Annotated in this window: 9 protein-coding genes; 6 read left to right on the forward strand and 3 right to left on the reverse strand. The window is 64.7% G+C overall.

Translation table 11 applies throughout. The features are described from left to right. Positions 1 to 33 precede the first annotated feature (33 nt). Both LCM4577_RS14475 and LCM4577_RS14480 read left to right on the forward strand, forming a co-directional pair. Complete coding sequence (locus tag LCM4577_RS14475) at positions 34 to 465, forward strand: hypothetical protein (protein ID WP_041002173.1); 432 nt, start codon at positions 34 to 36, stop codon at positions 463 to 465. Between the two features lie 187 nt (positions 466 to 652). Then, a complete protein-coding gene (locus LCM4577_RS14480) occupies positions 653 to 1312 on the forward strand; it encodes a response regulator transcription factor (RefSeq protein ID WP_071071898.1) in 660 nt (219 codons plus the stop codon). 10 nt (positions 1313 to 1322) lie between these two features. Here LCM4577_RS14480 and LCM4577_RS14485 read toward each other — a convergent pair whose 3' ends face one another. Continuing rightward, positions 1323 to 2834, reverse strand: coding sequence for an MFS transporter (locus LCM4577_RS14485; protein ID WP_071071876.1), 1512 nt, complete (start codon positions 2832 to 2834; stop codon positions 1323 to 1325). A 148-nt stretch (positions 2835 to 2982) separates the two neighbouring features. On the opposite strand from LCM4577_RS14485, the gene LCM4577_RS14490 reads away from it, so the two are divergent. After that, positions 2983 to 3894 (forward strand): LysR family transcriptional regulator, encoded by a 912-nt coding sequence (locus LCM4577_RS14490; protein ID WP_071071878.1) that lies wholly within the window; start codon positions 2983 to 2985, stop codon positions 3892 to 3894. Between the two features lie 77 nt (positions 3895 to 3971). Here the strand turns inward: LCM4577_RS14490 and LCM4577_RS14495 are convergent, their stop codons facing one another. Further along, positions 3972 to 4628 (reverse strand): O-methyltransferase, encoded by a 657-nt coding sequence (locus LCM4577_RS14495; RefSeq protein WP_071033494.1) that lies wholly within the window; start codon positions 4626 to 4628, stop codon positions 3972 to 3974. Positions 4629 to 4711: 83 nt separating this feature from the next. Here LCM4577_RS14495 and LCM4577_RS14500 point away from each other — a divergent pair, with 83 nt between their 5' ends. Next, positions 4712 to 5347: a TetR family transcriptional regulator gene (locus LCM4577_RS14500; protein WP_071071880.1), complete on the forward strand. Its 636-nt coding sequence runs from the start codon at positions 4712 to 4714 to the stop codon at positions 5345 to 5347. 9 nt (positions 5348 to 5356) lie between these two features. Here the strand turns inward: LCM4577_RS14500 and LCM4577_RS14505 are convergent, their stop codons facing one another. Next, positions 5357 to 8842, reverse strand: a complete 3486-nt coding sequence (locus LCM4577_RS14505; RefSeq protein WP_071071882.1) for a PAS-domain containing protein — start codon at positions 8840 to 8842, stop codon at positions 5357 to 5359. A gap of 300 nt (positions 8843 to 9142) precedes the next feature. Between LCM4577_RS14505 and mscL the strand changes: the two genes are divergently transcribed. Together mscL and LCM4577_RS14515 are read left to right on the forward strand one after the other, a co-directional pair. Then, positions 9143 to 9565, forward strand: a complete 423-nt coding sequence (gene mscL, locus LCM4577_RS14510) for a large conductance mechanosensitive channel protein MscL (RefSeq protein ID WP_040985845.1) — start codon at positions 9143 to 9145, stop codon at positions 9563 to 9565. Between the two features lie 103 nt (positions 9566 to 9668). After that, entirely contained in the window at positions 9669 to 10835 is a 1167-nt protein-coding gene (locus LCM4577_RS14515; RefSeq protein ID WP_071071884.1) for a pyridoxal phosphate-dependent aminotransferase, read from the forward strand. Positions 10836 to 10996: the final 161 nt, after the last annotated feature.

Genomic DNA, 10996 nt, shown 5'->3' on the forward strand with positions numbered 1-10996 from the left:
ATAGCCGGCCTTCACTGGCTCATGGAGGATAATATGCGTCTGCAGCACATCCTGATCCCCGCGGCGCTTTGCTCGCTGGTTGCCGCTTCCGCCTATTCCGAGGAGACCGATCACTACCGTTTGGAGAAGTCGGCCAACGGTTATGTCCGCATGGACACAAGGACCGGCGCCATGTCGATCTGCGAGGAGCGCACCGGTCAGCTTGTCTGCAAGATGGCCGCCGACGAGCGCGCCGCTTATCAGGACGAGATCGACCGGCTGGACAATTCGGTCAAGGCGCTCGACGCGCGCGTCGCCAAGCTCGAGAATTCGCTCTCAGCCCGGCTGGAATCGCAACTGCCGAGCCAGGAGGATTTCAACAAGACGATGGGTTACATGGAGCAGTTCTTCCGGACCTTCAAGGACATCGTCAAGGACATGGACAAGGAAGACGGTGACGGCGGCAAGCTGAACCAGAAAACCTGAACCGGGGCGCGATTCCAGGAAAAGTGCACGGCGGTTTTCCGTCCGGAATTGCGCAAAACGGGAGCCGAACCGTTGGGGAAAACTCCGTGCGCGGCCTTTGCCGCTTGAAAACGCGCCGCGCCGCCGCATAATCATTCCGGTCCCCGCAAGAAGCACGAAAATGATGATGGGATCGGGGGAGGACTATTTGCCGTCGGGCCACACCTTCGTCATTGCCGACGACCATCCGCTTTTTCGCGGCGCGCTGAAGGAGGCGCTGGCCGGCATCGGCGACGTTGCCGCCATCCACGAAGCCGGCGATTTCGAAAGCGCCAAGGCGCTGGTGCTCGCCAACGAGGATATCGACATGGTTCTGCTCGACCTGTCGATGCCGGGCGCCAGCGGGCTCTCCGGCCTGATCTCGCTGCGCGGCATCCATCCGGCGGTGCCGCTTGTGGTGGTCTCGGCACATGACGATCCCGTCACCATCCGCCGCGCGCTCGATCTCGGCGCTTCCGGCTTCATCTCCAAATCGGCCAGCATGGAAGAGATCCGCGCCGCCGTGCAGGCGGTGCTTGCCGGCGATATCGCGGCGCCCGCCGGCATCGAGCTCGGCATCGAGCGCGACCCGGAAATCTCCGATCTCATCAAGCGCCTGCAGGCCCTGACGCCGCAGCAGACGCGGGTGCTCGGCATGCTGGCGGAGGGCCTGCTCAACAAACAGATCGCCTATGAGCTCGGCGTGTCCGAGGCCACCATCAAGGCGCATGTCTCGGCGATCCTGCAGAAGCTCGGCGTCGACAGCCGCACCCAAGCGGTCATCCAGCTCTCCAAGATCGGCAATGACCCGCTGCAGCCGGTGGGCTGATCGCTCCGGTTCAGTCCAGGCGCTGAGCCGCCTCCTGCCGCGCCGGTCGCGCCTTGAAGACGGCAAAGCCGATCGCCGCCATGATCCATACGCCGATGCCGCCGTAAAGCATCACCCAGCCAAAGCCGTTCGCCAGCGCGTCATGCGCGACCTTGTCCGGCAGCCCCGGCGCCGGATTGCCGGCCGCGATCGCCTCGGCGAGCTGGTTGAGCCTTGCACCATCGAGATCGGGCAGCGCCGCGATGAGATGCGCGAGCACACCGCTCGCCAGGATGAAGCCCATCACCGCGATGTTCACGGCAAGCGAGATCATGCGCGCGCTCATGTCGATGCCGGACGCCATCCCGGCGCGGTTGCGCGAAACCGAGCCGGTGCTCGTGTTGGTGACCGGCGTGTTGGTGATGCCGAGGCCGGCGCCAGCGATCAGACTGCCCGGCAGCATGGTCAGCCAGCTGGCATGGGTCGCGGCGCTTCCCCACTTCATCAGGAAGAAGCCGATGCCGATGATCGCCAGCCCCGCCGGGATGATGACGCCGGGTCGGTAGCGCAGCGACAACCGCTCGGCCAAAGGCGGCATGACCAGCGTCGGCAGCGTGTAGGCGAGCAACGCGAGGCCGGTGGCGAAGCTGTCCAGGCCAAGGCCGGCATGGAACCAGATCGGCAGATAGATCATGAACGGCCAGTAGCTGATATTCATCGCCGCCGAGCCGACGATTGCGCCGGAAAACGGGCGGATGCGAAAGACCGAAAAGTCGAACATCGGCCTTTCGCTGACCCTTTCGGCAATGAGGAACGCCACGAAGCTCGCGATCGAAAGGCAAAGGATCGCCAGCGCGGCCGGGCGGGTGAAGCCTAGCTCCGGTCCCTGCGTGATGGTGAAGACGAGGCAGAAGACGGCAGGCGACAAGGTCAGGATACCGGCGAGGTCCAGCCTGCCTGCTTGCGGGTCCCTCGATTCATGGACGCCGGTGAGCGCAAGCAGGAAAGCGACGACCGCAACCGCCACATGGATGAGGAACACCCACTGCCAGCTTGAGACGGCGACGATGCCGCCGCCGACGATCGGACCGAAGCCGAGGCCGATGCCGAAGATGACGCCCCACCAGCCCCAGGCGACCGCGCGCTCACGCCCTTCCTGGAATTCATGCGACAGCACGGCGAGCTGGCAGATCAGCATCGCGCCGCCGCTCAACCCTTGCAGAAACCGCGCCACGATCAGTGTYGAGACGTTGCCCGCCAGGCCGCAGATCAGCGAGGTGAGGCCGAAGGCGGCGATCGAGACCAGGAAGACGCGCTTGCGTCCATAACGATCCGCAATGGTGCCGACCGCCATCAGCACGCTCGTGACGGCGATCGTATAGGCATTCATCACCCATTGCAGTTGCCTGAAGTCCGCATCGAGCACTTGTTCCAGTGTCGGCAGCACGGTCGGGACGCTCGATATCTCCAGCCCGAACATCAGGCAGGCAAGACAGGCGGCGAACAGAACGACGATGCCCCGGCGGGTGAGGACAGGTGCCATGATCAAACCTCTCGAATTTCTTGGTCTCGGATTGCTTGAGGCAGGGCGAAATCGGATGGCTCTTTGCCGCTGCGCGCTAACTCAAGTTAGGGGAGGCTTGATCATTTTAGAATTGCATGGTTGGCTATTTCAGTAACAACAAAACAGGATGGCTGACATGACGCTGGACGTAGATGCGGTAAGAGCCTTCGTCACCGTCGCCGACCTGCGCAGCTTCACGCGCGCCGCCGAGGCTCTCGGCAGCACCCAGGGCGCGATCAGCGTCAAGCTGAAGCGGCTGGAGGATCGGATCGGCGAAAGACTGATCGAGCGGACGCCGCGGCTGGTGCGGCTTTCGGCGCGCGGCGCGGTGTTCCTGGAGCCGGCGCGCGAGCTGCTCGCCGCGCATGACCGCGCCGTCGCCAGCCTCACCGCTGTCCGCCGCCATTTCCGGCTCGGCATCGCCACCCATGTCGGCGGCGCCGAGGTGCCGACCTTGCTGGCGCGGCTCAGCGCCCATGATCCGGCGCTAACCATCGAGGTCAGGCTTGACGACACACGCGAGCTGCTAGCCGCCTTCGATCGCGGCGATCTCGATGCGGCGATCGTGCGGCGTGGGGACGACCGTCGCGACGGCGAGGTATTGGCGCCCGAGCATTTCGGCTGGTACGCGACGCCGGACTTCGTCTACCGCGCAGGCGAGCCGCTGCGGCTGGCCGCCTCCTCGCCGTCGTGCAGCATCCGCGATGTTGTCACCGGCGCGCTCGATGCGGTCGGCATACCGTGGACACAAGTCTTCCTGGGCTGTGGCTCCTTCGCGGTTGCGGAGGCCGTGTCGGCGGGCCTTGCCGCCGGCGCCTTCTCGTCTCGCCTGGTTCCGCCCGGYACGATCGAGATCAGCCGCAAATTCGGCCTGCCGCCGCTGCCGGCATCGGAGATCGTGCTGTTGTCCACGCTCTCCGACGCCCAGTCGCGCGATGCGTTGCGCACCCTCGCCATGGCGTTTCGCGAGCATCGTCCGACCGCCAGCGGCGCGCGTCCCCGCTTCCGCAACTCGCAAATGGCCGACAGCCCTATCTGAAGCCGCCGGCTTGCGCGTTGGTTGACGTGAACGCCTACGACCATCCGAAGAGCAGCATGGTCTGTGTTGGAGCGTGTTCAGTTGAGCCGCATCGACAACTCGACGTCGTCGCCGAACGGCGTCGACATGTAGCCTCCGGCCGGCGCGCGCACCCGTTCAAGATAGTCGGGCGAGAAGTCGGCATTGTCGGCGATGACCAGCGCTCCGGGCCTGAGCCGGCTCTCGACCAGGCTCAATATCTCCGGATAGAGCGCCTTGGCGCCGTCGAGCAGCAACAGGTCTATCCGGTCGGGCAGGTCCTTGCTCAGCGTTTCCAGCGCGTCGCCCTCGCGGATCTCCACCAGGTCGATGAGGCCGCCTTCGGTCAGGTTGGACTTGGCCCGCACCACCTTCGACGGCTCGAATTCCGTCGTGATCAGGCGGCCGCCGCCATTGTCGCGCAGCGCCGCGGCGAGATAGAGCGTCGAGATGCCGAACGAGGTGCCGAATTCGACGATGATGCGCGCGCCGGTGCTGCGCGCCAGCATGTAGAGCAGCGTGCCGGTCTCCGGTGAGACCGCGAGCCACAGGTCCTTCAGGCTGCCGTAGAACTGGCGATACTCGGTCTTRCTGTGAATGAGGCGCGTCCGTTCCTCGCGCGAGTACCGGGCGATCGCCGGGCTGGTCGCCGCATCGGCTCCCTTGAGCAGGCGGGCGAGCAGCGGGGCCAAAGGGGTTTCGGTCAGGGTCGTCATCACTGTCTCCGGGCGGTTCTTGTGTTGCATCGAAAAATACGAATAATCCTTCAGGTTTCCAATTCGCATTCCCGAGCGCGTCCGTGATCATTCGCCCAAGCCCTTCAATTTCCACCCGAAAACAGCCCAAACAGGCGCGCGCCACGGAGCTCGTCGCGGCCATTCTGCAGGCGGCTGCTCAGGTTTTGGCTGCTGAAGGCGCCCAGCGTTTCACCACCACGCGCGTGGCGGAAAAAGCCGGCGTCAGCGTCGGCTCGCTCTACCAGTATTTCCCGAACAAGGCGGCGCTGCTGTTCCGGCTCCAGAGCGACGAATGGCGCCAGACGACCGAGCTTTTGTGCGGCATCCTCGAAGACATCGAGCTATCGCCGCTCGAGCGGATAAGAACGCTGGTCCATGGTTTCATCCGCTCGGAATGCGAGGAAGCGGCGGTGCGCGGCGCGCTGAACGACGCCGCGCCGCTTTATCGCGACGCGCCGGAGGCGCAGGAGGCGAAAGCCACGGCCAACCGCACGGTCGAGACCTTCCTGTGGGAAGTGCTGCCCGATGTTTCAGCGGCTGCTCGCGCCATGACCGGCGAGTTGATCATGAAGACGCTGAGCGCCGTGGGAGCGGATTTCTCTGAAAAGGAACGAACGGCCGGCGAGATCGAAGCCTATTCCGATGCGCTCGCCGACATGTTCTGCGCCTATCTCCGAAGCCTCGGCCATCGCAGCTGAGACTGGGCGCTACTCCGCCGCCGGCGCCAGCGGCCTGACGCGCGCCATCATCGAGCGCAGCACGGCCGGCTTCAGCGGCTTGTTGATCACCGGAATGTCGAGCCGGCCGGCGGCCGTGCGCACCTCGCTGGAGCGGTCGGCGGTGACGAGCACGCAAGGCAGGTCCTGGCCGTAGGCGGCGCGCAGCGTGGCGATCGCGTCGAGTCCGGTGCCGCCGTCGAGATGATAGTCTGCCAGCACGAGGTCCGGCTTCGGCGCGCCGGATTTCAGGAGATCGCCTGATCCCGAAGCCGTCTCGACGCGGCAGCCCCAGCCTTCGAGCAGCAGCCGCATGCCGTCGAGGATGCGCGCGTCATTGTCGATGCAAAGCACATTCAAGCCCGCAAGCGTCGAGGCCGAGCGGGCCGGCGCCTTGCCGGCCTCGCGTGGCGGCGCGGCGACCGACGCGACCGGCAGGATGACGGAAAAGCGCGTGCCCTTGCCGGGATTGGAGTAGATGCGGATCTCGAGCCTCAGAACGCGGGCGATGCGGTCGACGATCGAAAGACCGAGGCCGAGCCCCTCGGCCTCGCGCGCGCCCTCGTCGAGGCGCGTGAACTCATGGAAGACGGTGTTGAGCTTGTCGCCGGCGATGCCGATGCCGGTGTCGATCACCTGGATCTCCGCCAGCTCGCCGCGGCGCCGCACGCCGACAAGGATACGGCCCTCGCGCGTATATTTGATGGCGTTCGACACCAGGTTCTGGATCAGCCGGCGCAAAAGATTACGGTCGGTCATGACGCCGAGCGACGACGGCACGATCTTCAGATCGAGCTTCTTTTCGGCCGCGAGCGGGCGAAAATCATTGCCGATCTGGCCGAGCAGTCCGCCGAGGTCGAAAGCGGTGTTTTCGGGTTTCATGGCGCCGGCGTCGAGCCGCGAGATGTCGAGCACCGCGCCGAGGATGGTCTCGACCGATTCCAGCGAGGATTCGATGTTGATCGCGGCCTTGCCGGCCGGTCCCTTGCCGGCCTTCTCGATCAGCGACGAGCAATAGAGCCGGGCGGCGTTCAGCGGCTGCAGGATGTCGTGGCCGGCGGCGGCGAGGAAGCGCGTCTTGCCGAGATTGGCTTCCTCGGCCAGCATCTGCGCCTGCGCCAGCTCCTCGTTGACGCGGGTGAGTTCGATGGTGCGGGTCTTGACCCGCTGCTCCAGCGATTCATTGGCCCGTTTCAGCGCCAGATCCTGTTCGACGCGGCCGGAAATGTCTGCATAGGTGGCGACGATGCCGCCGTCGGGCATCGGGTTGGAGCGCAGCTCCAGGATACGGCCGCTGGTCTTCAGCTCCATCTGCCATGGGCCGGCGAAGCTGGTCAGCCGGTTGAGCATCGTCACGCGCTGGTCGGCGGGAATATCGCCGCGCTCGGCGAGGTGATGAAGGATCCGGTCGAGCGAGACGCCGACCTGGCCCATCTCGTCCGGCAGGTCGAACAGCAGCCGGTATTGCCGGTTCCAGCAGATCAGCCGGAAATCGCGATCGAAGACGGTGATGCCTTGCTCCATCTGGTCGAGCGCAATCTGCAGCAGGTCGCGATTGTGCTGCAGCGCCTCGGTGGCGTCGTCGAGCAGCTTGAAGGCATCCTTGGAATCGCGGTCGTTGCGGCGGAAGAGCAGCGACAGGATCAGCCGCGCCGAGGACGAGCCGACGGCGCTCGCCAACAGCTGCTCCGAGAAGCGGATGACATCCATGCTGGCCTGTTCGGTGCCGAGCAGGGAGACTTTCGCGTCCCGCTCGAAGGATTGGAACGACCGCTCCGTGCGCTCGACCCCGAGATAGCGCGAAATCGTATCCTTCAGGTCGTTGACGGTGACGGCGGTGCGGAAGCGGCGCAGGCTGGGCATCGGGCCGGCCTCGCGCGGCACGAAGATCGCCGCCTGGATGCGCTCCAGCGGCACCGATGCGCGGGAGAGGGACCCAAGGACGAAGAACAGCGCGTTGACCGAGAGGCTCCACAGCACGCCGTGGTTCAGCGGTTCGCCGACGGTGCCGAACAGCGCCTGCGGCCTCAGTGCCTCGAAGCCGAACAGGCCATGGACGACGATGTCGGTAGAGGGACCGACGAGTGAAGGCAAGAGCAGCGTGTAGCCCCAGACGGCGATGCCTGCGACCATGCCGAGGGCTGCGCCCCGGCCATTGGCGCGGCGCCAGATCAGCCCGCCGACCAACGCCGGCGCGAATTGCGCAATCGCGGCAAATGACATCAGGCCGATCGAGGACAGCCGCGCGCTGTTGGTGCTCTCGCGGTAGTAGAGGAAGGCGATGAACAGCAGGATGAAGATCGAGGCGCGGCGCACATTGAGGATCAGCGTCGACCAGTCCTCGTTCTCCGAGGAACTCGTCTTGAGCACGCGCCGCACGAACAGCGGGATGACGAGATCGTTGGAGATCATGATCGACAGCGCGACGCTCTCGACGATCACCATGGCGGTCGCCGCCGACAGGCCGCCGACGAAGGCGGCCATCGCTAAAAGATCATGCCCGCTGAGCAGCGGCAGCGACAAAACATAGAGATCGCTGCTGGTCTTGGTGCCGACCAGCGACAGGCCGGCAAAGGCGATCGGCAGCACGAAGAGGTTGATCGCCACGAGGTAGAGCGGAAACACCCAGGTCGCCGTGCGCAGCTCCACCTCGCTGCGGTTCTCGACGATGGTGACGTAGAACTGCCGCGGCAGCATCAGGATGGCGAAGCCGCTCAAGGTCGTCAGCACCAGCCAGGTGGCCAGAGAGGTGTTGTAGCCCATTGCCTTGCGCACCTGACCGTTGCCCGAGAGCGTCGTCATCATGTCGCCCGGGCCGCCGAAGATGAGAAAAGTCACCATCAGGCCGATGGCGAGGAAGGCGGCGAGCTTGACCACCGTCTCGACCGCCACCGCCAGAACCAGCCCGTCCTGGTGTTCCGTGGCGTCGGCATGGCGTGTGCCGAACAGCACCGCGAAAAGCGCCAAAAGCATCGCCACCACCAGCGAGATATCGCTGACGAACGGATCGAAAGAGGGCGGCGAGCCGGTATAGTGCTCGACCATCAGGCTGACGGAACCCGAGATCGCCTTGAGCTGCAGCGCGATATAGGGCACCGCGCCGATGGTGGCGATCAGCGTCGCAATCGCCGCTACGGTGAAGCTCTTGCCGTAGCGGGCGCCGAGGAAGTCGGCGATCGAGGTGATCTTCTCGCTCTTTGCCAGCCGGATCATGCGGTTGAGCAGCGGGAAGCCGAACACGAACACCAGCACCGGACCGGTATAGATGCCGAGGAATTCGAGGCCGCGCTCGGAGGACAGGCCGACCGAACCGAAGAAGGTCCAGGAGGTGCAGTAGATGGCGAGGCTGAGCGCATAGATGAAGGGCCGGGCCCGTCCGAGCCCGGCTGCCACCGAGCGCCGGTCGCCGACGCTGGCGATGGCGAAAAGCAGCGTCACATAGGCGATCGCGATGATGACGACGAACCAGCCTTGCACGGTCCGCACTTCCTCCTACAGCATGATGCCGAAAAGTGTGAAGCGGTTTTCGGGCGACACCATGCTCTGTTTCTTGACTTAACCCCGGTTCCTCATCCGGTTTCTACCACGCAATCACAGCTCCCACCGTGAGTCCATCGCGGCTTTCGCCGCATATGTGCTTGATGACGCTGTGGAAACACAAACCGGTGCTTTTGCCYTTTTTCCGGTTTTGCAACCGGGGGTTTTTGTTATGGTGGGCCCGGGCCGGCGCCGAAGGACACTGGTGAGGCGGCAGCGCGGTCCGTCACGGAGGGTCGAATGCTGAAAGAATTCCAGGAATTCATTTCCAAGGGCAATGTGATGGACTTGGCCGTCGGCGTCATCATCGGCGCGGCGTTCGGCAAGATCGTCGATTCCTTGGTCAACGACATCATCATGCCGATCGTCGGCGCGATTTTCGGCGGATTGGACTTCAACAATTACTTCTTCGGGCTGTCCTCGAATGTCCATTCGGCCACGCTGGCCGATGCCAAGAAAGAGGGCGCGGTCTTCGCCTATGGTTCATTCATCACGGTCGTGCTGAATTTCCTGATCCTTGCCTTCATCATCTTTCTGATGGTCAAGGCGGTGAACAACCTGCGCAAGCGGCTGGAGCGCGAGAAGCCTGCCGCTGCCGCGGCCCCGCCGCCGGCCGACGTGCAGCTTCTGACCGAAATCCGCGACCTGCTCGCCAAGAAATAACACAGAGCCGGCGCCCTGGACCAAAACCCCGGCCGCTTGCGGCCGGGGTTTTCCGTTTGCCTATCTGGTAAGAGCGCTGACCAGACGAATCCGGATTTTGCCAATGACCCTTATCGAGACCTTGCGCGCGGAAGCCCGCGCCGCGCCCGAAAGCGGCATCGTCGCCGTCATCAATCATGGCCGCCTGCGCGAAGGCCTGATCCCGCTCTGGGCCGGCGAGGGCGACCTGCCGACGCCTTCCTTCATCAGCGATGCTGCCGCGAAAGGACTGGCCGACGGCGAGACGTTCTACACCTGGCAGAAGGGCATCCCCGCGCTCAGACAGGCGCTCGCCCGCTACTACGCCAGGCATTTCGGCAAGACCTTCGCCGAGGAGGAGTTCATCGTCACCGGATCCGGCATGCATGCCATCCAACTGGCCATCGACGCGATCGCCGGCGGCGGCGACGAGGTGATCTACCTCTCGCCCGCCTGGCCGAACTTCGCCGCGGCCGCCGGCGTGGCGGGCGCCGTGCCGGTGCCGGTCACCCTCGACCAGTCCGGCAATGGATGGTCCTGCGACGTCGACAAGATCGCCTCCGCGATCACGCCGCGCACGAAGCTGCTGTTCATCAACACGCCGTCCAACCCGACCGGCTGGACCGCCGACAGGGAGACGCTCCAGGCGATCCTCGATCTCGCCCGCCGGAAGGGCTTGTGGATCATCGCCGACGAGATCTATTCGCTGTTCCACTACGGCCATGGCCGCGCGCCGTCCTTCCTCGACGTCGCCACGCCCGAGGACCGCATCCTGTTCGTCAACAGCTTTTCCAAGAACTGGGCGATGACCGGCTGGCGCGTCGGCTGGATCAAGACCCATCCTGCCTTGCAGCAGGTGTTCGAAAACCTGATCCAGTACTCGACCTCGGGCGTCGCCCAGTTCATGCAGCGCGGCGCGGTCGCCGCCCTCGACGAGGGTGATGGCTTCATCGCCGAACAGGTGGAGCGCGCGCATGCCGCCCGCGATCTCGTCTGCGGCATTCTCGGCGAAACCGGCAAGGCGCGGTTCACCGTGCCGCAGGGCGCCTTCTACCTGTTCTTCAGGGTCGACGGCCTCACCGATGCTCGAAAAGCCGCCTTCGACATCGTCGACAACGCCAATGTCGGCCTGGCGCCCGGCACGGCCTTCGGGCCCGGCGGCGAGGCTTTCCTCAGGCTATGCTTCCACCGCCGCCTCGATCAGCTCGACGAAGCGGCGCATCGCCTGGCGAAATGGATGAAGACGGTGTGAGCCGAGCGTCGACGAAGCCCGGATTGAAACTCGCTCCGGTGAGTCAGCCGGTGTGACTTTCGAGAACCGGAGCGCAGCGGACATTCAGGTCCGTGAGCACGCGCATGACCCCGAAGATCGGATTCGATCTTCGGAAAGGATCATGCGCCAAATTGAAATTT

Source organism: Mesorhizobium sp. LCM 4577, from assembly GCF_001854795.2.
GTDB classification, from domain to species: Bacteria; Pseudomonadota; Alphaproteobacteria; order Rhizobiales; family Rhizobiaceae; genus Mesorhizobium; species Mesorhizobium plurifarium.

Coding starts and splice junctions, on each gene's coding strand:
- LCM4577_RS14515 (WP_071071884.1), top strand. CDS start 9,669: ATGACCCTTATCGAGACCTTGCGCGCGGAAGCCCGCGCCGCGCCCGAA.
- LCM4577_RS14475 (WP_041002173.1), top strand. CDS start 34: ATGCGTCTGCAGCACATCCTGATCCCCGCGGCGCTTTGCTCGCTGGTT.
- mscL (WP_040985845.1), top strand. CDS start 9,143: ATGCTGAAAGAATTCCAGGAATTCATTTCCAAGGGCAATGTGATGGAC.